The sequence below is a fragment of the Pseudomonas syringae group sp. J254-4 genome (assembly GCF_032586855.1).
Lineage (GTDB): Bacteria > Pseudomonadota > Gammaproteobacteria > Pseudomonadales > Pseudomonadaceae > Aquipseudomonas > Aquipseudomonas amygdali.
Genome location: NZ_JAWHOO010000015.1, coordinates 1 through 23,152, shown reverse-complemented (window position 1 = coordinate 23,152; position 23,152 = coordinate 1). Strand labels below are relative to the sequence as shown.

Annotated in this window: 27 protein-coding genes; 19 read left to right on the top strand and 8 right to left on the bottom strand. The window is 57.8% G+C overall.

The features are described 5' to 3' along the window. The first annotated feature begins 2 nt into the window (after window positions 1–2). The 14 genes from RYB09_RS17910 (at window position 3) to RYB09_RS17845 (ending at window position 11,482) form a co-directional block, all read left to right on the top strand. Window positions 3–1,130 carry a phage baseplate assembly protein gene (locus RYB09_RS17910; protein WP_004660747.1) on the top strand — a complete coding sequence of 376 codons (1,128 nt, stop codon included), beginning with the start codon at window positions 3–5 and terminating at the stop codon, window positions 1,128–1,130. Continuing rightward, on the top strand, window positions 1,127–1,639 hold the full coding sequence (locus RYB09_RS17905; RefSeq protein WP_057403243.1) for a phage baseplate assembly protein V: 513 nt from the start codon (window positions 1,127–1,129) through the stop codon (window positions 1,637–1,639). The genes RYB09_RS17910 and RYB09_RS17905 overlap by 4 nt, the downstream gene beginning before the upstream one ends. After that, window positions 1,636–2,034, top strand: a complete 399-nt coding sequence (locus tag RYB09_RS17900) for a phage GP46 family protein (protein ID WP_316889581.1) — start codon at window positions 1,636–1,638, stop codon at window positions 2,032–2,034. Before RYB09_RS17905 ends, RYB09_RS17900 begins: the two co-directional genes overlap by 4 nt. After that, on the top strand, window positions 2,024–3,064 hold the full coding sequence (locus tag RYB09_RS17895; protein ID WP_316889579.1) for a baseplate J/gp47 family protein: 1,041 nt from the start codon (window positions 2,024–2,026) through the stop codon (window positions 3,062–3,064). Before RYB09_RS17900 ends, RYB09_RS17895 begins: the two co-directional genes overlap by 11 nt. Next, window positions 3,052–3,651 (top strand): YmfQ family protein, encoded by a 600-nt coding sequence (locus tag RYB09_RS17890; RefSeq protein ID WP_058408570.1) that lies wholly within the window; start codon window positions 3,052–3,054, stop codon window positions 3,649–3,651. Before RYB09_RS17895 ends, RYB09_RS17890 begins: the two co-directional genes overlap by 13 nt. Before the next feature lie 10 nt (window positions 3,652–3,661). Continuing rightward, a complete protein-coding gene (locus tag RYB09_RS17885) occupies window positions 3,662–5,122 on the top strand; it encodes a hypothetical protein (protein WP_044423920.1) in 1,461 nt (486 codons plus the stop codon). Window positions 5,123–5,129: 7 nt separating this feature from the next. Then, window positions 5,130–5,696, top strand: a complete 567-nt coding sequence (locus RYB09_RS17880; protein WP_044318590.1) for a tail fiber assembly protein — start codon at window positions 5,130–5,132, stop codon at window positions 5,694–5,696. A gap of 353 nt (window positions 5,697–6,049) precedes the next feature. Further along, window positions 6,050–6,547, top strand: coding sequence for a tail fiber assembly protein (locus RYB09_RS17875; protein WP_003372704.1), 498 nt, complete (start codon window positions 6,050–6,052; stop codon window positions 6,545–6,547). 242 nt (window positions 6,548–6,789) lie between these two features. Continuing rightward, a complete protein-coding gene (locus RYB09_RS17870; RefSeq protein WP_316889574.1) occupies window positions 6,790–7,335 on the top strand; it encodes a glycoside hydrolase family 19 protein in 546 nt (181 codons plus the stop codon). Next, complete coding sequence (locus RYB09_RS17865; RefSeq protein WP_316889573.1) at window positions 7,332–7,841, top strand: lysis system i-spanin subunit Rz; 510 nt, start codon at window positions 7,332–7,334, stop codon at window positions 7,839–7,841. The genes RYB09_RS17870 and RYB09_RS17865 overlap by 4 nt, the downstream gene beginning before the upstream one ends. Before the next feature lie 412 nt (window positions 7,842–8,253). Continuing rightward, entirely contained in the window at window positions 8,254–8,853 is a 600-nt protein-coding gene (locus tag RYB09_RS17860; RefSeq protein ID WP_058408573.1) for an aminodeoxychorismate/anthranilate synthase component II, read from the top strand. A 21-nt stretch (window positions 8,854–8,874) separates the two neighbouring features. Further along, complete coding sequence (gene trpD, locus RYB09_RS17855) at window positions 8,875–9,924, top strand: anthranilate phosphoribosyltransferase (protein ID WP_058408574.1); 1,050 nt, start codon at window positions 8,875–8,877, stop codon at window positions 9,922–9,924. After that, window positions 9,921–10,757, top strand: a complete 837-nt coding sequence (gene trpC / locus RYB09_RS17850) for an indole-3-glycerol phosphate synthase TrpC (RefSeq protein WP_054097258.1) — start codon at window positions 9,921–9,923, stop codon at window positions 10,755–10,757. The genes trpD and trpC overlap by 4 nt, the downstream gene beginning before the upstream one ends. 29 nt (window positions 10,758–10,786) lie before the next feature. Beyond that, on the top strand, window positions 10,787–11,482 hold the full coding sequence (locus RYB09_RS17845) for a lipoyl protein ligase domain-containing protein (RefSeq protein ID WP_316889569.1): 696 nt from the start codon (window positions 10,787–10,789) through the stop codon (window positions 11,480–11,482). 11 nt (window positions 11,483–11,493) lie between these two features. Here RYB09_RS17845 and crp read toward each other — a convergent pair whose 3' ends face one another. After that, window positions 11,494–12,138, bottom strand: coding sequence for a cAMP-activated global transcriptional regulator CRP (crp, locus tag RYB09_RS17840; RefSeq protein ID WP_005743964.1), 645 nt, complete (start codon window positions 12,136–12,138; stop codon window positions 11,494–11,496). A 209-nt stretch (window positions 12,139–12,347) separates the two neighbouring features. Between crp and RYB09_RS17835 the strand changes: the two genes are divergently transcribed. Beyond that, window positions 12,348–12,770 (top strand): OsmC family protein, encoded by a 423-nt coding sequence (locus RYB09_RS17835; protein WP_057404116.1) that lies wholly within the window; start codon window positions 12,348–12,350, stop codon window positions 12,768–12,770. A 242-nt stretch (window positions 12,771–13,012) separates the two neighbouring features. Beyond that, window positions 13,013–13,807: an adenosylmethionine decarboxylase gene (gene speD, locus RYB09_RS17830; protein ID WP_002551946.1), complete on the top strand. Its 795-nt coding sequence runs from the start codon at window positions 13,013–13,015 to the stop codon at window positions 13,805–13,807. A gap of 69 nt (window positions 13,808–13,876) precedes the next feature. Here the strand turns inward: speD and coq7 are convergent, their stop codons facing one another. From coq7 to hemJ, 5 genes are all read right to left on the bottom strand, one after another. Then, complete coding sequence (gene coq7, locus RYB09_RS17825; protein WP_003433185.1) at window positions 13,877–14,524, bottom strand: 2-polyprenyl-3-methyl-6-methoxy-1,4-benzoquinone monooxygenase; 648 nt, start codon at window positions 14,522–14,524, stop codon at window positions 13,877–13,879. Window positions 14,525–14,645: 121 nt separating this feature from the next. After that, on the bottom strand, window positions 14,646–14,984 hold the full coding sequence (locus tag RYB09_RS17820; RefSeq protein ID WP_004660762.1) for a histidine triad nucleotide-binding protein: 339 nt from the start codon (window positions 14,982–14,984) through the stop codon (window positions 14,646–14,648). Between the two features lie 103 nt (window positions 14,985–15,087). After that, window positions 15,088–15,864 carry an SDR family NAD(P)-dependent oxidoreductase gene (locus RYB09_RS17815; RefSeq protein WP_002551949.1) on the bottom strand — a complete coding sequence of 259 codons (777 nt, stop codon included), beginning with the start codon at window positions 15,862–15,864 and terminating at the stop codon, window positions 15,088–15,090. A 63-nt stretch (window positions 15,865–15,927) separates the two neighbouring features. Then, entirely contained in the window at window positions 15,928–16,836 is a 909-nt protein-coding gene (locus RYB09_RS17810; protein ID WP_005743960.1) for a DUF805 domain-containing protein, read from the bottom strand. 108 nt (window positions 16,837–16,944) lie between these two features. Then, a complete protein-coding gene (gene hemJ, locus RYB09_RS17805; protein WP_004660765.1) occupies window positions 16,945–17,373 on the bottom strand; it encodes a protoporphyrinogen oxidase HemJ in 429 nt (142 codons plus the stop codon). Window positions 17,374–17,506: 133 nt separating this feature from the next. Between hemJ and argC the strand changes: the two genes are divergently transcribed. Then, on the top strand, window positions 17,507–18,541 hold the full coding sequence (argC, locus tag RYB09_RS17800; protein ID WP_058408579.1) for an N-acetyl-gamma-glutamyl-phosphate reductase: 1,035 nt from the start codon (window positions 17,507–17,509) through the stop codon (window positions 18,539–18,541). Window positions 18,542–18,640: 99 nt separating this feature from the next. Then, window positions 18,641–18,991 carry an iron-sulfur cluster insertion protein ErpA gene (erpA, locus tag RYB09_RS17795; RefSeq protein ID WP_002551953.1) on the top strand — a complete coding sequence of 117 codons (351 nt, stop codon included), beginning with the start codon at window positions 18,641–18,643 and terminating at the stop codon, window positions 18,989–18,991. Window positions 18,992–19,053: 62 nt separating this feature from the next. Here the strand turns inward: erpA and RYB09_RS17790 are convergent, their stop codons facing one another. Together RYB09_RS17790 and RYB09_RS17785 are read right to left on the bottom strand one after the other, a co-directional pair. After that, window positions 19,054–20,148, bottom strand: coding sequence for an anhydro-N-acetylmuramic acid kinase (locus tag RYB09_RS17790; RefSeq protein ID WP_058408580.1), 1,095 nt, complete (start codon window positions 20,146–20,148; stop codon window positions 19,054–19,056). Between the two features lie 3 nt (window positions 20,149–20,151). Continuing rightward, window positions 20,152–21,570, bottom strand: coding sequence for a peptidoglycan DD-metalloendopeptidase family protein (locus RYB09_RS17785; RefSeq protein WP_058402085.1), 1,419 nt, complete (start codon window positions 21,568–21,570; stop codon window positions 20,152–20,154). A 201-nt stretch (window positions 21,571–21,771) separates the two neighbouring features. On the opposite strand from RYB09_RS17785, the gene tyrS reads away from it, so the two are divergent. After that, window positions 21,772–22,983, top strand: a complete 1,212-nt coding sequence (gene tyrS, locus RYB09_RS17780) for a tyrosine--tRNA ligase (protein WP_058408581.1) — start codon at window positions 21,772–21,774, stop codon at window positions 22,981–22,983. Window positions 22,984–23,152 lie beyond the last annotated feature (169 nt).

Here is a 23,152-nt window from a genome sequence, read left to right as displayed (position 1 = left end):
CCATGATCGACCCTAACGTTGTCACCCTGACGGTTGACGAGCACGACTATGCCGGCTGGAAGTCGGTGGAAATCTCTGCCGGGATCGAGCGTCAGGCGCGCAGCTTTGACGTGAGCATTACCTGGCAGTGGCCGGGCACTGAAATCTCGCATCCGATCACGCCCGGCGCAGCGTGCGAAGTACGTATCGGCGGCGAGTTGATTCTGACCGGCTGGGTGTTTGCCGCGCCGATCAGCTATGACGGCAAGCAAATCACGCTAAAGATTTCCGGACGCTCGAAAACTGCCGACCTCATCGACTGCTCGGCCATCAACAGGCCGAGCCAGTGGAAGGAGGTGGGGGTGTTGAAGATCGTTGAAGCGCTGGCTGCTCCTTATGGTTTGTCGGTGATCAGCGAAATACCGGAGACCTCGAAGATGGCCGATCACACCATCGAGCCTGCCGAAACCGTGTTCAAGTCCATTGACCGGCTGCTGACCCTGTTCCGGATTTTTTCCACCGATGACGAATACGGCAATGTGGTGCTGGCCAGGCCGGGTAGTCGCGGGCAGAGCGCAGACGCGCTCGAACTCGGCAAGAATGTGTTGAGCGCCGTCATCGCGCGGGACTTTTCCGGGCTTTTTTCCGAATACCGGGTCATTGGTCAACAGACCGGTAATGACCAGACGTTCGGCAAGGAGTCGTCGGAGGTCTCGGCAGAGGTCACTGATGACCGGCATGACGACCCCGCGCATAAAAAGCGTCTTCGCGTACTGGTCGTTCATGAGGATGCGCCGATCACACCGAAGCTCGCCCTGAGTCGCGCCAATTGGGAGCGTGGTCAGCGGGCCGGCAAGGCACTGCTCACCACCTACAAGGTCCAGGGCTGGCGGCAGTCCAACGGGGCGCTCTGGCGGCACAACACCATGGTCCGGGTGATTGATCCGGTCATCGGTTTCACAAGCCGCAACATGCTGATTTCAGCCGTGACCTACTCGCTGAGCGACCAAGGCACGATCACCACACTGGTGGTCGGTCCGCCTGAAGGTTTCCAGGCCGAGCCAGGTGACCCCAACAAGCGCAGCAAGGTGCAGGTCAATCAGGACGCTTACTCCTGGCTGTTGCCCATCGACGAGGAAACAACCTCATGAGCTTACTCAATCGCATGCTGGTGCGTGGCACGGTGGTGCTCGCCAGGGCCAGCAGCAAAATGCAGGCGCTGCAAATGCGCCTCACCGCCGGAGAGGTCAAGGACGACATGGAGCACTTCGAACCCTATGGCTTCACCAGCAACCCGCTGGCCGGCGCCGAGGGCATCGCCGCCTTCATTGGTGGCGACCGGTCGCACGGTCTGCTGCTGGTAGTGGCCGACCGGCGCTATCGCCTCAAGGGCCTGGAGTCGGGCGAAGTAGCGATCTACACCGACGAGGGCGATAAGATTCACCTCAAGCGCGGCAAGGTCATCGACATTGAAACCGACACCTTGAACATCAAGGCCGCGGTAGCGGTGAACTTCGACACACCGCAGATCACCCAGACCGGAAAGATTGTTTCCAAAGGCGACCAGCTTGCCGCTGGCATCAGTCAGATCAGCCATCTGCATGGCAGTGTTCAGGCAGGTAACGGCCAGAGCGGACCGCCCGCTGGAGGTGCCGGATGATTATTGAAGGCTCTCTGCAGGCGTCCTTGCTGCGCTCGGTGGTCATCAGCCTGTTCACCTGGCGTCGCGCCGAAGCGGACGACCCGTTCGACGATGCCGAGCGCTATGGCTGGTGGGGCGACACCTACCCGGCACATGCCAATGACCGTATCGGCTCCAGGCTGTGGCTGCTGCGCAGGGTCCGGCTCACTGCGCAGACCCAGCGCGACGCCGAGTTCTATGCGCGCGAAGCGCTTGCCTGGCTGATCGACGACGGTCAGGTCAGCAACATCAACATCCTTACCGAACAGGTTCAGAGCAATCGCCTGAACCTGGGCGTCGAGCTGGTCGTTTCGGACGGTCAGATCGTGCGCTTCAACCCTTCTGAACAGTGGCAGGTGATTTATGCCGTTTGAAACACCTACGTTACCGGCGCTGATCAACCGAACCCAGGTCGACCTCGCCGACGAAGCGCTGCGTCAGTCCGATGCCCGGGTACTGTCCCGTGCACACAGCGGTGCGGCCTACGGGCTGTACGGCTATCAGGACTGGATCGCCGACCAGATTCTGCCGGACACCGCCGACGAGGAGACCCTCGAGCGGCAAGCCATCCTGCGCCTGAGGCAGCCACGCAAGGTTGCCCAGGCCGCCACTGGCTCCGTGCGTTTTACCGCCGCTGCCGGTGCAGTGCTGGATGTCGACACGGTTCTGCAATTCAGTGACGGGCGCTTCTATCGAGTGACAAAAGGCGTCACCACGGTTGCAGGCAACAACACAACCACGGTCGAAGCCGTGGATGCAGGCGTGCTTGGTAACGCAGATGCCGGTCTGGTCATGACTGCCGTGCAACCGGTCGAAGGCATCGACAGTACGTTCACCGTCATCGGCGACGGTCTGACTGGCGGCATCGCGCAGGAAAGTATCGAGTCGTTGCGTGCTCGTGTGGTGCGCTCCTACCGGGTCATTCCTCACGGCGGCAATCAGGACGACTACGTGACTTGGGCGCTGGAAGTGCCGGGCGTGACGCGCGCTTGGTGTGTGCGTCGCTTCATGGGGCCGGGCACGGTGGCAGTGTTCTTCATGCGTGACGATGAGGCTGACCCGATTCCTGACGCCGAGCAACTGGCTGCGGTGGCTGCTTACATAGAGCCGCTGCGTCCGGTTACTGCCGATGTATATGTGTTGGCGCCAGTGCAGAAGCCTGTGATCTACACGATCAGGCTCACGCCTGATAGCTCTGCCGTGCGATCAGCGGTTGAGGCTCAATTGCTGGACCTGCACAACCGTGAGGGCGGACTGGGCGAAACCCTGCTGCTGACGCACATCGCCGAGGCCATCAGCCGCGCGACCGGCGAAACCGATCATGTGCTGATTGCTCCTGTTGCCAATGTAGCCGCAGGCCCTAACCAGTTACTCACGTTCGGGGGCATTCAATGGTCGTCATAAGAACTGCCGAGCACTACGCCGGGCAATTGCAGGCGCTGTTGCCACCCGGGCCTGCGTGGGACCCGGAGCGCGTACCGGAATTGCAGCAGGTCATTACCGGCCTGTCCCGCGAGTTCGCGCGCATCGATGGCCGTGCGTTCGACCTGCTCAACGAGATGGACCCTGCAACCGTCAGTGAACTGGTACCGGACTGGGAGCGGGTCATGAACCTGCCGGATCCGTGCCTGGGGCTCAAACCCTTGTTCGCAGATCGACGCTTGTCAGTGCGCCAGCGGCTGGTGGCAACAGGAGGGCAGAACGCAGCGTTCTACATCGACATTGCCGTCAGCCAGGGCTACCCCGACGCCACCGTCACCGAATTTCGAGCGCCCCGTATGGGGCGTTCGCGTTTTGGCCAGGCGCACTTCGGCACCTGGAACGCGCAGTTCATGTGGACCCTGAACACCGGCGGTCGCCAGCGGCTGGGGCGGCGCTTCGGGGCCAGCTACTGGGGAGAGCGATTCGGGGTCAACCCCGGGCTCGCTATCGAATGTTTGATCCGTCGAGCTGCACCGGCGCATAGCGTCGAATTCGTTAACTTCAACTGAGGAACACAACGTGGATTATCCCAAGAGTGTGCCGGGCGTAGGCTTGGCAAGCGGCAAGTTTGTAGATGAAAACCCGGTTACCGGCATGCCCGGCTCGCTTATTCCCGCGCAGTGGGGTAACTCGATCACGCAGGAAATTTTGAATGCGATGGCAGCCGGTGGTGAGCAGCCTGATGAAACCAGAACAGACCAGCTCGCAACCGCAATTACGCAGATTGGTTCGCAGGTCAGGCAGGCTTATAAAGGTGCAGGATTTGGCTACACGGATTCCGAAACTCTTCTACCCGGAGCGGCGGGGCATTGGCACAGAATCAATGCCGGTGGTATCACGCTGACGTTGCCCTCCAAGGCGAACGTAGTGGTGGGTAAGTCGATAACCTTTCATAACGCATCGCCAGCAGCGGCAACGATCAAGGCCAATGGTGCTGAGGTCATCTCTCTATTCGGTGCCGGCAGCAATACGTTGAAGCTCAATGCGGCGGAGTGGGTAGAGCTTGTTTTTAACCCTGATGCGATCTACATCACCAAGCGCGGCAAAATTACGGAGGTAAAGGAGGTCGACTCTCAAAAAGTGTTCTCTTTCAATACCGATACAGTTTTTACAAGAGACCAGATGGAGTTGCTGCTACTGGATGCTACTGGCGGCAATCGTGCGTTCACACTGCCCTCCTCAAACGCGGCACTAGGCGTCAAAGACGTCATTGTTCGCAGGATAGACAGCAGTGGCAACCGGCTGACCGTTAATGCAAGTGCCGGGGAAAAGATCAGGTTCCATACCCATTTAAATGCTGCGGGTTATTCCTTTCTGGTTCTTATGGGGGCTGGCGACTGGTGGCACCTGCGCAGCGATGGTGCTGGAAGCTGGTGGCCAATAGGGCGATATGACAGCACTCCTTTGGGACGGCCTGTTTTCGAGACAACGACATTGTTCAGCCCAGGAGGATATGGAGCGTTGAACGGTGGGCTTCTCAATCGTGCCGACTGGCCGTGGCTTTGGGATCATGCGCAAAAGTCCGGGATGCTTTACACCGAAGCAGCTCGTACCGGCAAGGAAGGTGGGTGGACCAGTGGCGACGGCGCTCTGACCTTCCGAGGGCCTGAAGGCCGAGGCGAGTTCCTGCGGGTACTGGATGAGTCTCGGGGCGTCGATACGTCGCGTGTCGCCGGTTCTTGGCAGGACGGCACTTGGCTCAGGACGGTGGCTCAGGAGTGGAGCGGGTCAGATGTAGAGACTGGCACCTACCTGCTGGGCAGCGGTCATGCGCAGGCAGATGGGCGCTTGAACTCTACAGGCCCGGGTGGCTTGTTGCCGCCAGGCGCACTGGTCCCGGCTGGCGGTTCGGCCTACCTGGCAGAAACAACAGACAACGGCGTTGTGGCGACTGTAATGAGAGACCAGCAACCGATGAATAACTGGATTCGTTTCCGTAGCCGCAACATGGCCTATCCCGGCCGTATCAAACTGATCTGAGGACGTTATGCCTACTTACTTGATAGATGACTCTGGGGCCTTGATAGGGCCTGTTGAATTACCGGTTGTTCCTGGACTGGGCGAGCAAACGCCCAGCAATGCTGTAAGCATGACCGAATTGCTCAGTGAACCGAACACAGGATTTGCCTGGACACTGATAAACGGTGAGCTGCAGCAGGTCATAGATCGCCGTGGCTTGATGTATCGAATAAACGACGGCTCGGTAGAGGAGTGGAGCAGCCTCGGTCTGCCGCCTGAACGGCTTACCGCCAAACAATGGCCCGGCAAGTATTACGTTTGGCGAGAGGGTGAATGGGTTCTTGATACCGAAGCGCAGAAGACCGCTTTGGCGTCCGCCGCTCTGCTGGTTCGTGACCAGCGTTTGCAGGAAGCAGCTACACGTATCGCCCCGTTGCAGTATGCCGAAGAACTGGGAGATGCTACCGAGGCCGAGAAGGCAAGTTTGCTCGAATGGAAACGCTATAGCGTAGAACTGAACCGGATCGAGCAAACCCCGGATTACCCTCTCCAGGTCAAATGGCCTTCACCGCCCTCCGATGCAACTGCCCTGTAAACATGACCGCGAGAGCGGTTTTTTTTGCCCGTTGCCTACTGAACAGCTAGCCCCGGTAGGGCGCGAGTACAGACGAACTGCCCCGCTCTGAGGGGGAGTTGTTTTATTCGCCATTTAATCTCGCTTTTGAACAGGAGAGCTTTATCGGCTCATGGGGTGGGCTAGTCCCGCAAGCCCTTGGGAGGATCAATGCCTCTTGGCCCGCAACAACAACTCAACATCATCCCTGACGCCGGCCCCACCGCCGGCGTTTTAGTTCCTGTCCTTAAACGAAACAGGAGGTCCGCCGACGCCCGCAAGCGTCAATCATTCATAAACCCATACTTTCTCAATAGAAAATCAAAGGTATTCCTATGTACACAGTAATAAGCGCTCGTGATCCACGTTGGTCCGATATGACACACACATACATTAATCTGTGGGTGTTGTTTGCAGAGTTTAAAGACACTTACGGCGAGGTGCCTTTTAGTGCGTCTCCCAACGACTCCGCTGCTCATGGAGTCGATCTGTTTAACCGTGCCCTCGCCGGTGAGTTCGGTCCGGTTCTCGAGCCGACCGAGGAGGCGGTCTTGCAGCAGGTGACGAGTCAGCGAAATAACTTGTCAAGTAACGCTACCTATCGAATCCACTCGCTGCTGGACGAACTGGATATTCTTCAAGACGCCATAGCAATGAATCTGGCGACCGAAGAGCAATTGAAATCCGTGCCAGCAATAAACGCTGAGCTGTACGCGTTCCGTCTTTATCGCGTGCGGCTTTCCCTGATTGATACATTGCCAGGTTATCCAAGGAAGTTCGACTGGCCCGTAGCGCCTGCGCAGCCTTTTGTGTATGTGCCACCTTCTGAGTAGTTGGCCATTTGGCAGGGCGAGCGCGAAAACGAATTGCACCCTACGCCGGCTCTGAAGCCGGCGTTACTGTTTATGCTTTCGATATCGCCGCGACCAGCCGACATGACTGCTGCTAACGACTCAGGTAACGACGCCTCGCAATGATGGGGCGTTTGTTACCCCTAATGCGCGTCGCTTTTGAGTCACGAGAGCTTCGTCGATTGGGGACACTGACGAGCTTCATAAGCAAGGCAGGAGTAACCATGCCTATCAACCAGCAACAACTACTGCAAATCCTCCCCAACGCCGGCCCTAAAGCCGACGTTTTTGTTCGTGCGCTCAACACCGCCATGGCCCGTTACGCCATCGACACTCCCCTGCGTATCGCCGCGTTCATCGCTCAGATCGGGCATGAATCCGGGCAGCTTCGTTATGTGCGCGAGCTGGGTAGCGACAGCTATCTGGCCAAGTACGACACCGGGCAGTTGGCGCTGCGTCTGGGCAACACGCCAGAGGCAGATGGCGACGGTCAACTGTACCGAGGGCGCGGGCTGATTCAGGTGACGGGGCGGGCTAACTACGAAGCGTGCGGGGAGGCGCTGGGGCTGGACTTGTTGCGCCAGCCGCAACTGCTTGAACAGCCGGAGCATGCCGCCATGTCGGCAGCGTGGTTCTGGGACCGTGCCAACCTCAACGCGCTGGCAGACAAGGGTGATTTTCTGATGATCACCCGGCGTATCAACGGAGGCACCAATGGCCTGGCAGATCGGCAGGCGCTTTACCAGCGGGCATTGAAGGTGCTGCCGTGAAAGTGCTGGATATGCGATTCCTGATCCTCGCATTCGTACTGGGGTCAGGGCTGGGTACATGGGCCGCCTGGAAATGGCAGGCGGCCCGCTATGGCCTGCAACTGTCCGCGCAACAGCTGACGTGGCAGCGCGAGCGCGAGCAGGCGGCGCTGGCGCTCGTCGACTGGCAGAACGCTGAACAAGCGCGAAGGCGGGCGCTGGAACTCCGTCTGCAAGATAACGATACAACCATTCATAAGGAATTGAGCGATGCACAGACTTCTCAGGCTCGCTTGCGTGATCGTCTGGCTACCGCTGATTTGCGGCTGTCAGTCCTCCTTGCCAGCCCCACCGCTGGCGATGGAATGCCAACCGCCTCCGGTTCCGGCGGCGTGGTTCATGGAGGCCCACGAGGCGAACTTGACCCAGCGGCTGCTGGACGAATTGTCGCCATCACCGACTACGGCGATCAGGGATTGATCGCTTTGAAGGCCTGCCAAGCCTACGTGCGCGAGATTGCGCACTGATGTTCCTCTCGGCTCCCCACCCTCGGCCATCGTGCCCCTGCCTCAATCCCGCCTCCACCAGGAGGCGCGGCCCTCTTTTCAGCCTTTAACCGCTTTTCAATCGGCGCAGCCCGGTACATTCATATTGCACCGGTCGGTTCGGTACGCTAATGTCCCGAAACGTACCGATGAGACCCCTTCCGTGACGACTGTCAGCAAACTCTTGATGCGCGTTATCAAGGCTCACGCCCGTTGGCGTTGGCGCGCCTGACTATTTCCTTGCCGGCCCTGCCGGACCCGTACCTGTATGCCTTCGATATATGATGCCTTTGCCTCTGTCACCCCCAGCGTTGTGGCTGAAGAGGGGACGCATGGGCGAAGTGGAATCCGGAAGGCCTGAATCAAGTCAGTAAATCAAAAGGTTGATAGCAAAATGCTGCTGATGATCGATAACTACGATTCGTTCACCTACAACGTCGTGCAGTACCTCGGTGAGCTGGGGGCCGATGTCAAAGTCATTCGTAACGACGAACTGACCATTGAACAGATCGAAGCCCTGAACCCTGAGCGCATCGTGGTCTCGCCTGGCCCGTGCACACCCAATGAAGCCGGTGTCTCGCTTGAAGTGATCAAACATTTCGCGGGCAAACTGCCGATTCTGGGTGTGTGCCTGGGGCATCAGTCCATCGGGCAGGCCTTTGGTGGCGATGTGGTGCGTGCGCGCCAGGTGATGCACGGCAAAACCAGCCCGGTGGTGCATGAGGACGGCGGCGTGTTCGAAGGCCTTAATCATCCACTGGTGGTAACCCGTTACCACTCGCTGGTGGTAAAAAGCGATACCTTGCCCGAGTGCCTGGAAGTGACCGCCTGGACTGCGCTGGAAGACGGCTCGGTTGACGAGATAATGGGCCTGCGTCACAAAACGTTGAACGTGGAAGGGGTACAGTTTCACCCTGAGTCGATTCTGACCGAGCAGGGCCACGAGCTGTTCGCCAACTTTCTCAAGCAGAGCGGCGGCCATCGTCAGGGCTAAGGATTTTTTATGACTACCCCCATGAACATCAAAAGCGCGCTGAACCGCGTGGTCAACCAGCTGGACCTGACCACTGACGAGATGCGCGACGTCATGCGCGAGATCATGACCGGCCAATGCACCGAAGCGCAGATCGGTGCGTTTCTGATGGGCATGCGCATGAAGAGTGAAACCATCGATGAGATCGTCGGTGCTGTTTCGGTCATGCGTGAGCTGGCCAGCAGTGTCGAGCTGAAAACACTGGATGGCGTTGTAGACATCGTTGGCACTGGCGGTGACGGCGCGAATATTTTCAACGTGTCCACGGCGTCGGCTTTTGTCATCGCAGCTGCTGGCTGCACGGTGGCCAAACACGGCAACCGCGCCGTGTCAGGCAAGAGCGGCAGCGCCGACTTGCTGGAAGCCGCCGGGGTTTATCTGAACCTTACGCCTGTTCAGGTGGCTCGCTGCATCGACAGCGTGGGCATCGGTTTCATGTTCGCCCAGTCCCATCACAGCGCAATGAAGCACACTGCCGGGCCGCGCCGCGAGCTGGGGCTGCGCACACTGTTCAACATGCTTGGCCCGCTGACCAATCCGGCTGGTGTTCGCCACCAGATCGTCGGCGTGTTCAATCAGGCGTTGTGCCGGCCGCTGGCCGAAGTGCTGCTGCGGCTGGGCAGCAAGCATGTGCTGGTGGTGCACTCGCAGGACGGCCTGGACGAGTTCAGTCTGGCCGCGCCGACCTTCGTTGCCGAGCTGAAAAATGGCGAAGTGACTGAATACTGGGTACAGCCCGAAGACCTGGGCATCAAAAGCCAGAGTCTGTATGGCCTCGCTGTGGAAAGTCCGGCAGTTTCGCTGGAACTGATTCGTGATGCGCTTGGGCGACGCAAGACCGAGAACGGGCAGAAAGCCGCGGAAATGATCGTGCTTAATGCCGGCGCCGCGCTCTATGCTGCCGATCATGCGACCAGCCTGAAAGAGGGTGTGGCCTTGGCACACGATGCCCTGCACACCGGCCTTGCGCGGGAAAAGCTGGAAGAGTTGGGTGCCTTCACGGCAGTATTCAAACAGGAGAACGAAGCATGAGCGTGCCAACCGTACTGGAAAAGATTCTTGTTCGAAAGGCCGAGGAAATTGCGGCCCGTCGAGCAATTGTCAGCCTCGCCGAACTTGAACAACAGGTCGCCAGCGCCGGTGCGCCACGTGGCTTTGCCAACGCGCTGATCACTCAGGCCAGGTTGAAGCAGCCTGCCGTCATCGCAGAAGTCAAAAAGGCGTCTCCAAGCAAAGGCGTTATCCGGGAGAATTTTCTGCCGGGCGAGATCGCCAGAAGTTATCAGGCGGGAGGCGCTACCTGTCTTTCAGTGCTCACTGATGTCGATTTCTTTCAGGGTTCCGATGCCTATCTTCAGGAAGCGCGGGCGGCGTGCAATTTGCCGGTGATTCGCAAGGATTTCATGATCGATCCTTATCAAGTGGTCGAGGCTCGCGCGCTGGGCGCTGACTGCATTCTGCTGATCGTGTCGGCACTGGAAGACGCGCAAATGGCTGAGCTGGCCGACGTTGCCAAGCGTGTCGGGCTGGACGTACTGGTCGAGGTGCACGACGGCGACGAGCTGGAGCGCGCACTCAAGACGCTTGATACACCGCTGGTGGGTGTCAACAATCGCAACCTCCACACCTTTGAAGTGAGCCTGGAAACCACGCTGGAGTTGCTACCGCGCATCCCGCGTGATCGCTTGGTCATCACCGAAAGCGGCATTCTCAATCGTGCGGATGTCGAGTTGATGGAAATCAACGATGTCTATTCGTTCCTGGTGGGCGAGGCTTTCATGCGCGCCGAACACCCGGGCGCCGAGTTGCAGCGGCTGTTCTTTCCGGAGCGCAAGCTTGCGGCGAGCGGCCCGTCCATCGACTGACTGAACTGAACACCACGCTGAGGTCCGGCATGCAAGACTCGATCATCGACATCTGCGTCGAACAAGGCTTGCAGGCCGAGCAGGACCTTCTGGCGGCTGTGTGTTCCGGCGCTGCCGATCATGGGTTGCTGTTCTGGCGACCCAATGACCGGGCGCTGGTCATGCCGCGCCGCATGAGCCGCTTGCCGGGTTTTGTCGAGGCAAGCGAGACCCTGGCTGACAATGGATGGCCCGTGTTGTTGCGTGAAACCGGTGGTGAGCCGGTGCCACAATCCTCTTCCACAGTGAATATCGCGCTGGTCTATGCACAGCCCGCTGCTGATGTTGATCGTGACCGCATAGAAACCGCTTACCTGCGCTTGTGTCAGCCGTTGCTAAACCTGTTGATCGAGTTGGGCGGCCAGGCTTCATTGGGCGAAGTGGCGGGTGCATTCTGCGACGGCCGCTTCAACGTCAACCTTGATGGTCGCAAGATGGTCGGAACTGCCCAGCGCTGGCGGCAGAGTCAGGGCGGAACGCGTCCTGTAGTGTTGGCCCACGGCGCATTGTTGCTGGATGATGAGCGTGTACAGATGGCGGGAGCGGTCAACCGCTTCAATGAGCTGTGTGAACTTGAGCCACGTGTTCGGGCCGAAAGCCACATTGCCTTGCACGAAGTGTTTCCGGATGTCGACGTTCTGCCGCGCTTGGCGCAGGCCTATCGGCAGCTGCTCGCTGAACTCTGACTGGCAGAGGTTCAGCGCGTACCGTACACCACCATCGTTTTTCCCTTGACGTTGACCAGGCTCTGTTCTTCCAGGGCCTTGAGCACGCGCCCGACCATTTCTCTTGAACAGCCTACGATGCGTCCGATCTCCTGGCGGGTAATCTTGATCTGCATCCCGTCCGGGTGGGTCATTGCATCTGGCTGCTTGCACAGCTCAAGCAACGTGCGAGCTACTCGCCCGGTGACATCCAGAAACGCCAGATCACCTACCTTGCGTGTGGTGTTGCGCAGGCGTTCGGCCATCTGGCTGCCCAGCGCGTAAAGAATTTCCGGCTCCTGGCGGGTCAGCTCGCGGAAGGCGCCGTATGAAATCTCGGCCACTTCGCATTCGGTCTTGGCTCGCACCCATGCGCTGCGCACGGATTCGCGTCCCGGCTGCTCAAACAGACCCAGTTCACCAAAAAAATCCCCGCTGTTGAGATAGGCGACGATCATCTCGCGTCTTTCGTCATCTTCGATCAGAACCGTGACTGAGCCTTTCAAGATCAGAAACAGAGACTCAGAGCGATCACCCGCATTGATGATGTTGCTTTTGGCGGGGCAGCGGCGGCGTTCCGCATGGGGCAGCAGCTTGTCGAGACTGTTTGCTTTGGGCGTAAAAGTTATTGCGACCATGCGTGACTTCCGAAATAAGGTGTATGGCCAAATGGCATACCTGTAGGTATCGGCTGCGCCTGCATTCTCACCAGCTTTTCCAGACGTGTAGGAAGCTATTTGCGAATATTCCTACGCGTTTCCTACGAAAAGCATTTTTCCAATGCGTCCAGGCAGCGTTTGGCGCTGTGCTAAGCTGGCGACCCCTTTTTTACAGTGGAGTCCTGGCGATGAAGGCACGCATTCAATGGGCTGGCGAAGCCATGTTCCTCGGCGAATCCGGCAGCGGTCATGTGGTAGTGATGGACGGCCCGCCTGAAAGCGGTGGCCGCAACCTGGGTGTACGCCCGATGGAAATGGTGTTGATCGGCCTGGGCGGCTGCAGCAACTTTGACGTGGTGAGCATCCTGAAGAAGTCGCGCCAGCCAGTGGAAAGCTGCGAGGCATTTCTTGACGCCGAGCGCGCGGATGAAGATCCGAAAGTGTTTACCAAAATTCACCTGCACTTCGTCGTCAAGGGCCGCGGCCTGAAAGAAGCTCAGGTCAAACGGGCTATCGAGTTGTCAGCGGAGAAGTATTGCTCTGCTTCTATAATGCTCGGAAACGCGGGTGTGAAGATCACTCACGATTATGAAATTGTCGAGTTGACCTGAACGCCAGACATCCAACGATCATAAAAACGGCGCACACTCTGGCAGACGGCTTCGGACGTCTGCATAATGCGCCACTTTTTCAGGGCGCAGCATGTACTGGTTTTCTGCTGCCGGCCCGAACAGACAACCAAAATCGCCAACGCGAAGAGGTGTTAACCGTCCTACGCAGATGAGCCGGACTCAACTGACGGGCATGCTTGATCACGCGGCTGGCGCCGCACCCATATAGAGAGTTTTTAACGGTGAAAAGCAAACTCAAGCTCCACGGGTTCAATAACCTGACAAAGACCTTGAGCTTCAACATTTATGACATCTGCTATGCGGAAACCCCGCAGGACCAGCAGGCGTATGTCGAATACATCAACAGTGTGTACGACGCAGAACGCCTGACGCGGATTCTGACTGATGTTGTCGATATCATTGGTGCCAACATCCTGAACATTGCACGTCAGGATTACGATCCACAAGGTGCCAGTGTGACCATTCTGATCTCCGAGCAGCCGGTGACGCCTACCGAAAGCCAGATCGAAGAGTCGCCAGGTCCACTGCCGGAAACCATCCTGGCGCACCTGGACAAGAGCCATATCACGGTCCACACCTACCCGGAAATTCACCCGGTTGACGGTATTGCCACGTTCCGCGTGGATATCGATGTGTCGACCTGTGGCGTTATTTCACCGCTCAAGGCGTTGAATTACCTGATTCATAAGTTTGAGTCGGATATCGTGACCGTCGATTATCGCGTGCGCGGCTTTACCCGTGACGTGGAAGGCAAGAAGCACTTCATCGATCATGAAATCAACTCGATCCAGAATTACCTGTCCGAAGACACGCGCAACGGTTACCAGATGACCGACGTGAACGTGTATCAGGAAAACCTGTTCCACACCAAGATGCTGCTCAAGCAGTTCGAACTGGATAACTACCTGTTCGGCGACGCGACCAGCAACTTGTCTGCCGAGCAGCGCGAACAAGTGACCGCCAAGGTCAAACACGAAATGCTGGAAATCTTCTACGGCCGTAACGTAGCCGTATAAGCCCGGATTCCGGACATTAAAAAGGCGCCTGATGCAGGCGCCTTTTTTATGGGCGTTGTATACGCATCGTCAGATACGATAAGTCGACTTGGTCATGACCTTGGCCAGTACGCTCATGCCAAACTTGACCGGTGCCGGGAAGCGAAAGCCGCCTGCTTCCAGTGCGGATTCAGCGTGGTGTTCTTCATCACTGAGCATCTGTTGCAGGATAGCCCGGGACTTTCCGTCCTCGGTCGGCAGTTGCTCCAGATGTTCAGCCAGGTGCTTACAGACCTGATCTTCAGTCGCCGCGACAAAACCTAGGCTGACCCGGTCGCTGATAACACCGGCTATTGCGCCCATCCCGAAGGACAGGCTGTAGAACAGCGGGTTCAGCACACTGGTATGGCTGCCAAGCTGATGGATGCGCTGTTCGCACCAGACCAGATGATCGATTTCTTCTTCAGCCGCATGCTCCATCGCCTTGCGCACCTTGGGCAGCTTTGCCGTCAGCGCCTGGCCCTGATAAAGCGCCTGCGCGCAGACTTCGCCGGTATGGTTGATGCGCATCAGACCCGCGACGTGGCGCGTATCGACTTCGCTCATCTTGTGTTCGGGCTGAACGACGGCAGGGGAAGGGCGCTGCGAGTGCGCGCTGGACGGCAGCAAGGTGCGCATCGCGCTGTCGGCTTGCAGTAACAGACGGTCGAGGGGGGAGTATTGACGTTCGGTAGCCATGGGCACCTCCGGAAGATCATGCGGGCAGTTTACCCCAATCGGCCGGAGCGGACAGGGCTTGTGTGGTCCGACCAGCGCTGATCCCACGCGCTGGTCGGCCGGAAAGCCCGAAAACGCTGGCTCAGCCCGGCGGCCAGTTCATCTGACGCTGACCGAGTACATGCATGTGAATGTGATAAACGGTCTGTCCGCCCAGATCATTGCAATTCATGACCACGCGGAAGCCTTCTTCACAACCCAGTTCAAGGGCCAGACGCTGCGCCGTGAACAGGATATGCCCCGCCAGGCCTTTGTCTTCTTCGGTCAGATCGTTCAGGGTCCGAATGGGCTTTTTCGGGATAACCAGAAAATGCACGGGTGCCTGTGGGGCGATGTCGTGAAAAGCCAGTACCTGGTCATCTTCGTAGATGATCTTCGCCGGAATTTCCCGATTGATGATCTTGGTAAACAAAGTTTCCACAGCCGTTTGCTCCTTGTCGGTTGATGGTCGTCGCAGGGTATCGCTGTGCAGCAGTGCGCCTGAGTGTACTGAGCGAGGCGCCGCTCGCCCAGTCGTTTGTCTGTCAGCGTGGGCAGTACTTCCTGTTGATGTAGCCGCTGATCTGGCGGGCCAGCCAGCGCGAGACCAGGCGCGGACTGAACGTCCATAGCCGGGTGCTGAAGCCGGGGATGATCACTGCACGGTCCTTTGCCAGTGCGCGAACGGTATACAGGGCCACTTCTTCGGGGCTCATCAGGTTGTCGACATTGACCTGCAACTGCGCGGTACGGAAAAAAGCCGTTCGGGTCGGGCCGGGGCACAACACCGAGACCTTCACCCCGGCCTTCTTCACTTCCTCGCGCAGCCCCTCGGAAAAATGCAGCACATACGCTTTGCTCGCGTAGTAGGTGCTCATCCACGGCCCTGGCTGGAAAGCCGCCACCGAGGCGACATTGAGTATCTGCCCACCACCCTGAATGGCCATGAGGTTGCCGACAGTATGGCACAGGCGCGTCAGAGCGAGGATGTTCAGGTCGATCAGGTCCTGCTCGGCGCTCCAGTCCTGCGCCAGAAAAGGTCCGCACGTGCCGATGCCCGCTGCATTGACCAGCAGGTCAATCTGATGCGCGCCGTCTTCCAGCTCCAGCAGGAAGCCCGAGAGTCGCAGCGGTTCGCCCAGGTCGCATGCACGAAACAGCACTTCCACGCCAAAACGCTGAGTCAATTCCAGTGCAATTGTTTCCAGCAGGTCGCGCTGACGGGCGACCAGAATCAGGCTGCGACCACGGCGTGCCAGCGCTTCGGCCATCGCCAGGCCTATGCCGCTGGACGCGCCGGTGATCAGGGCGTAACGGGTCATGCATTTCTCCATTGAGCATATTGCGCCCGGCAGTCTGCCGAACCGTGAGCAGTCTATTACGTGTCACTGTGTTTCTTTGAGTTCTTTGTTGACATCCACCGGCACGATCAAGGCACTGTCCTGGTCTTGTTCATCGTCGTACGGGAGGGATTGCTCGTACTCGTCGGTCTGCAATTCCAGCTCGTCGCGCAGCATGCCTGCGCCTCCGGCAGTGAGGCCGATCAGAATAATCGGTAGCAGCAACAACCACAGAACGGCCAGCGTCTTTACGCCTTTCGAGTTCGGCGGTGGCGGTGGGCCGAACTGATTGGGGCCTTTTGTACCCGGCAGCAGGACCATGAGGAACGGGAAGACGCTGCCTATGAAGGGCACCATCGTCAACAGTAAAAGCCAGCCCGACCAGCCCAGGTCGTGCAGCCGTTGTATACCGATCTGTGCACCGATGACTGCAAACACCACGAGCACCACTGCGCTCAGCAGCCCGCCAGCGACCAGTGACTCGTTCATCGTCAGCAGGCACACGGCAACCAGCGCCAGTGCCGCTGCGCTCAATACCAGGCTCCAGGCCAGATAGCGCAAACGCCCGATGCGCCCATTTATGCTCAGGACTTTTAGAGTCGAATGCTCTGGCTGATCACCGCCAACTTGTGCTTTGGGCGGCGCATAGGGCGATATTTCCAGATGCGCGGGTTTTTGTGGCGGCGCGCTGGCTATTTCATTGAGGCTCAGGCTGATGTCGCTGTCAGGTTCGATGCGTGCTTCGACGCCTGCGTCATTAAGTGCCTTCAGGTAGCGCTCAGCATCCGTATGGGTCAGCCCGCGCTTGAGCGCAACGGGCTGGCCGTTGAACAACTTTTGCACTGCGCGAGCTTCACTTTTGAACAACCCCGCAAGGTTGGCCTTCGCGGTATCAAGCTCGACGCCTTCACGCACCTGTCCTTCAAATACAATCTTGAAGAGGGAATCGGCCATACAGGGCTTCCTTGTCTTGTGGTTGGGGACAGTACCGGGCGCTTGCGTTACACATTGCGTAAAGCCGAGCGCCCTGTTGTGTTACTGGAGAGGCCGAATGCTTTCCGGTCAGAAGGGTTTGACGATGACCAGAATGACGATAGCGATCAGGATCAGCACAGGAATCTCGTTGAACCAGCGATAGAACACATGGCTGCGGCCATTTTCTCCACGGGCAAAGCGTTTGACCTGTGCGCCACAGACATGGTGATAGCCGATCAGCAGGAACACCAGTGCCAGCTTCGCGTGCATCCAGCCCTGACTGAAATAGCCGCTGACGTCAAAGCTGATCAGCCAGCCGCCGAAGACCAGCGTTGCGATCATCGCCGGGGTCATGATGCCTCGGTATAGCTTGCGTTCCATCACCATGAAGCGCTCACGGCTGACCGTGTCCTCACTCATCGAGTGGTAGACGAACAGTCTTGGCAGATAGAACAGGGCTGCAAACCAGCAGACCATTGAAATGACATGCAGTGCTTTGACCCATAGATAGAGCATTTTTGATTATTCCCAGGTTCACGGTGGCCGAATAGTAGTGTCTTGTGCGTCCGTACGTCACGTTGTCGGTTGTCGCAGAGGCGATAGGCTCCTATTATCGACCGCTTTCCAGTTGTTTCGTTGAGGGCAGGTTATGGTCAAGGTCGGTATTGTCGGCGGCACGGGTTACACCGGGGTCGAGCTGCTGCGTCTGTTGGCACAGCATCCGCAGGCAGAAGTAGTGGTCATTACCTCGCGCTCGGAGGCCGGCATGCCAGTCGCCGAGATGTACCCGAACCTGCGAGGTCACTACGACGGCCTGGCTTTCAGCGTACCTGACGTGAAAACCCTGGGTGCCTGTGATGTGGTGTTCTTCGCCACGCCTCACGGTGTTGCTCATGCACTGGCCGGTGAACTGCTTGCGGCAGGCACCAAGGTGATCGACCTGTCTGCCGACTTCCGCCTGCAGGACCCGGTCGAGTGGGCCAAGTGGTACGGCCAGCCTCATGGCGCTCCGCAACTGTTGGAAGACGCGGTGTACGGGCTGCCGGAAGTCAATCGCGAGCAGATCAAGAATGCGCGGCTCATCGCCGTGCCGGGTTGCTATCCGACGGCTACCCAATTGGGTTTTCTGCCGCTGCTTGAGGCGGGGATTGCCGATAACACTCGCCTTATTGCCGACTGCAAATCTGGCGTGAGCGGTGCCGGGCGTGGTCTGAGTATCGGCTCTCTGTATTCGGAAGCCAATGAAAGCTTCAAGGCCTATGCCGTAAAAGGCCATCGTCATCTGCCTGAAATCACCCAAGGCCTGCGTCGCGCTGCGGGCGGTGATATCGGCCTGACGTTCGTTCCGCATCTGGTGCCGATGATTCGTGGCATTCACTCCACGCTCTATGCGACGGTCACTGATCGTTCGGTGGACCTGCAGGCGCTGTTCGAGAAGCGCTACGCCGACGAGCCTTTTGTGGACGTAATGCCCGCAGGCAGCCACCCCGAGACCCGCAGTGTGCGCGGAGCCAACGTTTGCCGCATTGCGGTGCACCGTCCGCAGGGCGGCGATCTGGTTGTCGTGCTGTCGGTTATCGACAATCTGGTCAAAGGTGCGTCAGGTCAGGCGGTTCAGAACATGAACATCCTGTTTGGTCTTGATGAGCGTGCCGGTTTGTCTCACGCGGGCATGATGCCGTAAGGAATGCCGCCGTCCAGCAAATAGTTGACCGATTTTCTAGGAGAAGCGGATAATGCCGTCATTACGCATTACGACGGCTAACGCCGGGAGATATCTGACATGAGTGTCGAATCCTTCACGCCTACCGCTTTGGAGTTCACTCCGAATGCAGCGCACAAGGTGAAAACCCTGGTCGACGAAGAGGGCAATGATCGTCTGAAACTGCGTGTATTCGTTACAGGTGGCGGCTGCTCAGGTTTTCAGTATGGCTTTACGTTTGATGAAGACGTGGCCGACGATGACACTATCGTCGAGCGCGAGGGCGTAAGTCTGGTTGTCGATCCGATGAGCTTCCAGTACCTGGCTGGCGCAGAAGTCGATTATCAGGAAGGGCTTGAGGGTTCGCGATTCGTGATCAAAAACCCGAATGCTTCCACGACCTGTGGCTGTGGCTCCTCGTTCTCGATCTGATCGAAGCGTGCTGTAAACAAAAACGCCGCTCATTGAGCGGCGTTTTGCATTGTGGCATGACGTCAGGCGGGGTAGATCGCGCCCAGAACACGTCTGCCTTTGGCGCCGGTTACCGTTGGGCGGTTGGCCGGTACGCCTTCGAGGCAGCAATGAGCCAGCCAGGCAAACGCCATGGCCTCAACCCAGTCAGGGTCTACGCCGAACTTCTCGGTACTGTTGACCTCGGTAGTGGGCAATAGCTCTGCAAGGCGTTTCATCAGCGCCTTGTTATGTGCGCCGCCGCCACAGACCAGAAGCTCCTTGGTGACCGCTTGTGCCGATTGCAGCGACTCTGTGATGGTCAGTGCAGTCAGTTCCAGCAGCGTGGCTTGCACGTCTTCAGCAGTCAACGTTGGCAGCTGGAACAGATGATGGTGCACCCAACCCAGGTTGAATACTTCCCGACCGGTGCTTTTTGGGCCTTTGGTCAGGAAGAACTGATCGCTGAGCAGTTTCTTGAGAAGGGCTTGATCAACCTTGCCGCTCGCCGCCCACGCCCCATCCTTGTCGTAGCTTTCATGGCGCTGGGATTGTATCCACGCATCAAGCAGTACGTTGCCGGGTCCACAATCGAAGCCTTCGACCGGGCGATCGGACTCGATCAGGCTCAAATTGCTGAAGCCGCCGATGTTCAATACGGCGCGGTGATCTTTGTTATCGTCGAACAGTGCTTCGTGGAAGGCGGGCACCAGCGGCGCACCCTGTCCACCTGCGGCGATGTCGCGACGACGAAAATCGCTTACCACGGTGATTTCTGTCAGCTCTGCCAGCAGCGCCGGGTTGCCGATCTGAATGCTGTAGCCGCGCGCAGGTTCATGACGAATAGTCTGGCCGTGGCTGCCAATGGCGCGAATCTGAGCGGGCACCATGTTTTGATCTTCCAGCAAGGTCTGCACGCCCTGTGCGACCAGCCTGCACCACTTCTGCTCGGCGATTGCTGCGCGTGCAAGCTCATCGGCACCACTGGAGCAAAGCCCCAGCAGTTCGGCATGCAGATCTTCCGGCATCGGGATGTAGTGAGTAGCCAGAAGCCTTGATCGGTCATCCTGCTTCAAAAGGGCGATATCAATCCCATCGAGACTGCTGCCGGACATCACACCTATATAGAAGAAGTCCATGGATTACCTTTTATTCGAGGCCAGCGTGGTGGCCTTTTCCTGATCCATGCGCGCCATCAACGGCTGGCTTTGCTGCATGAACCGCTGTTTTTCGGATTTGGCGATCGGATCCGCCATCGGAAGCTTCTGGCCCAGCGGGTCTACGTGAACGCCATTGACCTGAAATTCATAGTGCAAGTGCGGGCCAGTAGACAAGCCGGTAGTTCCAATATAGCCGATTACCTGACCTTGCTTAACGGTTCCGCCGGTTTGTATGCCTTTGGCAAAGCCTTGCATGTGACCGTACAGCGTGCGGTAGGTATCGCCGTGCTGGATGATGACGGTATTACCGTAACCGCCGCGACGGCCAGCGAGCAGAACCTTGCCATCGCCGGTCGCCTTGATCGGCGTACCGCGTGGCGCTGCATAGTCGACGCCCTTGTGCGCGCGGATCTTGTTGAGGATCGGGTGTTTGCGACCCATCGAGAACATGGAGCTGATGCGGGCAAAGTCTACCGGGGTGCGGATGAATGCCTTGCGCATGCTGTTGCCGTCGGCCGTGTAGTAATTGGTATTGCCTTGCTTGTTGGTGTAACGAACGGCGGTGTAGGTCTTGCCACGGTTGGTGAAGCGAGCGGACAGGATATTGCCTGTGCCGACGCTTTTGCCGTTGACCAGTTTCTGTTCGTACACCACGTCAAATTCGTCACCCTTGCGGATGTCCTGCGCGAAGTCGATGTCGTAGCCGAAGATGTTGGCCATGTCCATCGTCATGCTATGAGTCAGGCCGGCGCGCTGTGCTGACTGTGAAAGTGAGCTGTTGATCACCCCGTGGACGTAGACGTTACGCACGTTGGGCTTGCTGATTTCGCGATTGAAAACGAAGCCGGAAGCCGATTTCGACAGGCTGATGGTTTCAAGTTCGCTGAGTTTGGTATGCAGTTGCTTGAGCTGGCCGTCCGGCGATAGCTCGAACTGCAAGGCTTGCCCGTTCTGCAGCTTGGTGAACTGTTTGGCCTGCTTGTCGCTGGCCAGCACTTCATGAACGGTAGCGGCTGGCAGCCCGACTTTTTCAAACAGAGTCGAAAGCGTATCGCCCTTGCTGACGATCACTTCCCGATGGTTAGGGTCTTTGGCCGGCGCCGGCTTTTCTGCTTCAGACTGTGCTGTGGCGGTGTCTTGGGCCTGGTCATCGGCATTGTCGATCTGGGCAAATGGCGATTCAGTGGTTTCAGGTGTGGCTTGAGCAGCGTCTGGAGCGTCTTGGTCTTGTGCGTCCTGATCCGGCATCTCCAGATCAAGGGAAAGATTCGTTCGTTTGGCTTCAACTTCGCTGGAAGGAAAAACCAGGAGAGCCAGGCTCAACAATGCGGCAATGCCGCTTGCAGCGAGCAGGTGACTCTTCGGATAAAGCGGGGGCGCTTTAGGCGGTGTGTCTTTCATAGGTAATTTGACTTTGAAAAAGGTGAAATGGAAAAGATGAATGACATGATGAAGATGAAATAACTGTATAAAATATAACCAAAACCTGCTCGAAGCAACCCTTCCCGCGTATCAGTCACTGATTCGCAGGCGAACGCTGGGCAAAACTTGTAATTGGGCTCTGATCTTGTAAGGTTGGTTCCCTTTGAGTTGGGGGCTGAAATGAAGTCGGTTGAAGAACAGCTGGCGCTGATCAAGCGCGGTGCAGATGAACTCCTGGTCGAGGCCGAACTGGTCGAGAAGCTGAAGCGTGGCCAGCCACTGCGTATCAAGGCTGGTTTCGACCCGACAGCGCCCGATCTGCACCTTGGACACACCGTGCTTATTAATAAGCTGCGGCAGTTTCAGGACCTGGGGCATCAGATCATCTTCCTGATCGGTGACTTCACCGGCATGATCGGCGACCCGAGCGGCAAAAGCGCCACGCGTCCGCCGCTCACCCGTGAGCAGGTTCTCGACTACGCCGAAACCTACAAGTCTCAGGTCTTCAAGATTCTCGATCCGGCCAAGACCGAAGTCGCGTTCAACTCCACCTGGATGGACAAGCTGAGTCCGGCTGACTTCATTCGCTTGTCTTCGCAGTACACAGTCGCCCGTATGCTTGAGCGTGACGATTTCGACAAGCGCTATAAAAGCAATCAGTCCATCGCCATTCATGAATTCCTTTACCCGCTGGTGCAGGGTTATGACTCCGTGGCCTTGAAGGCTGACGTCGAGCTGGGTGGTACTGATCAGAAATTCAACCTGCTGATGGGGCGCGAGCTTCAGCGTGCGTATGGGCAGGAGCCGCAATGCATTCTGACCATGCCGCTGCTGGAAGGCCTGGATGGCGTGAAGAAGATGTCCAAGTCGTTGGGCAACTACGTTGGTATTCAGGAAGCGCCGGGCATTATGTACAGCAAGCTGGTATCGATTCCGGATTCGCTGATGTGGCGCTACTTCGAACTGCTGAGCTTCCGTTCGATGGAAGAGATCAATGGCTTGAAGGCTGATTGTGAAGCGGGTGCCAATCCGCGTGATATCAAAATCAAGCTGGCCGAAGAGCTGGTCGCCCGTTTCCATGGCGAAGAAGCTGCCGCCAATGCGCATCGTTCTGCGGGCAACCGTATGAAGGAAGGCGAGCTGCCAGACGATCTGCCAGAGATTTCCGTAGCTGCTACAGAGGATATGCCGATCTCGGCCGTCCTTAATAAGGCGGGGCTGGTAAAGAACGCTGCTGTCGCTCGCGATCTGCTGGCATCTGGCGGTGTGCGTATAGATGGTGGGGTGGTGGATCGCGGCTTTGTATTCAAGCTGGGTGCGACTCACGTCTGCCAGGCTGGCAAGAAGGCTTTCGGGCGCGTTACCCTGGTTTCTGAAGAAAGTTCAAAATAACGGTTGACGCCCTCTGTGATCTGTCTATAATTCGCCCCACTTCCGGCGCAGACGGAAACGAAAAAGCCTTGTAGATCAATAGTTTACAAGGGTTTGGAGTGAAGAGTCAGCGAGGAAGGAGGTCGAGTCAGCAGTGATCGACAGCGGTGAGAAAAAAGAGTTTGACACG

Excerpts from the sequence above, each read along its gene's own strand:
- RYB09_RS17910 (WP_004660747.1), top strand. The coding sequence starts at position 3 with ATGATCGACCCTAACGTTGTCACCCTGACGGTTGACGAGCACGACTAT.
- RYB09_RS17905 (WP_057403243.1), top strand. The coding sequence starts at position 1,127 with ATGAGCTTACTCAATCGCATGCTGGTGCGTGGCACGGTGGTGCTCGCC.
- RYB09_RS17900 (WP_316889581.1), top strand. The coding sequence starts at position 1,636 with ATGATTATTGAAGGCTCTCTGCAGGCGTCCTTGCTGCGCTCGGTGGTC.
- RYB09_RS17895 (WP_316889579.1), top strand. The coding sequence starts at position 2,024 with ATGCCGTTTGAAACACCTACGTTACCGGCGCTGATCAACCGAACCCAG.
- RYB09_RS17890 (WP_058408570.1), top strand. The coding sequence starts at position 3,052 with ATGGTCGTCATAAGAACTGCCGAGCACTACGCCGGGCAATTGCAGGCG.
- RYB09_RS17880 (WP_044318590.1), top strand. The coding sequence starts at position 5,130 with ATGCCTACTTACTTGATAGATGACTCTGGGGCCTTGATAGGGCCTGTT.
- RYB09_RS17875 (WP_003372704.1), top strand. The coding sequence starts at position 6,050 with ATGTACACAGTAATAAGCGCTCGTGATCCACGTTGGTCCGATATGACA.
- RYB09_RS17870 (WP_316889574.1), top strand. The coding sequence starts at position 6,790 with ATGCCTATCAACCAGCAACAACTACTGCAAATCCTCCCCAACGCCGGC.
- RYB09_RS17860 (WP_058408573.1), top strand. The coding sequence starts at position 8,254 with ATGCTGCTGATGATCGATAACTACGATTCGTTCACCTACAACGTCGTG.
- trpD (WP_058408574.1), top strand. The coding sequence starts at position 8,875 with ATGAACATCAAAAGCGCGCTGAACCGCGTGGTCAACCAGCTGGACCTG.
- trpC (WP_054097258.1), top strand. The coding sequence starts at position 9,921 with ATGAGCGTGCCAACCGTACTGGAAAAGATTCTTGTTCGAAAGGCCGAG.
- RYB09_RS17845 (WP_316889569.1), top strand. The coding sequence starts at position 10,787 with ATGCAAGACTCGATCATCGACATCTGCGTCGAACAAGGCTTGCAGGCC.
- crp (WP_005743964.1), bottom strand. The coding sequence starts at position 12,138 with ATGGTCGCAATAACTTTTACGCCCAAAGCAAACAGTCTCGACAAGCTG.
- RYB09_RS17835 (WP_057404116.1), top strand. The coding sequence starts at position 12,348 with ATGAAGGCACGCATTCAATGGGCTGGCGAAGCCATGTTCCTCGGCGAA.
- coq7 (WP_003433185.1), bottom strand. The coding sequence starts at position 14,524 with ATGGCTACCGAACGTCAATACTCCCCCCTCGACCGTCTGTTACTGCAA.
- RYB09_RS17815 (WP_002551949.1), bottom strand. The coding sequence starts at position 15,864 with ATGACCCGTTACGCCCTGATCACCGGCGCGTCCAGCGGCATAGGCCTG.
- RYB09_RS17810 (WP_005743960.1), bottom strand. The coding sequence starts at position 16,836 with ATGGCCGATTCCCTCTTCAAGATTGTATTTGAAGGACAGGTGCGTGAA.
- hemJ (WP_004660765.1), bottom strand. The coding sequence starts at position 17,373 with ATGCTCTATCTATGGGTCAAAGCACTGCATGTCATTTCAATGGTCTGC.
- argC (WP_058408579.1), top strand. The coding sequence starts at position 17,507 with ATGGTCAAGGTCGGTATTGTCGGCGGCACGGGTTACACCGGGGTCGAG.
- erpA (WP_002551953.1), top strand. The coding sequence starts at position 18,641 with ATGAGTGTCGAATCCTTCACGCCTACCGCTTTGGAGTTCACTCCGAAT.
- RYB09_RS17790 (WP_058408580.1), bottom strand. The coding sequence starts at position 20,148 with ATGGACTTCTTCTATATAGGTGTGATGTCCGGCAGCAGTCTCGATGGG.
- RYB09_RS17785 (WP_058402085.1), bottom strand. The coding sequence starts at position 21,570 with ATGAAAGACACACCGCCTAAAGCGCCCCCGCTTTATCCGAAGAGTCAC.
- tyrS (WP_058408581.1), top strand. The coding sequence starts at position 21,772 with ATGAAGTCGGTTGAAGAACAGCTGGCGCTGATCAAGCGCGGTGCAGAT.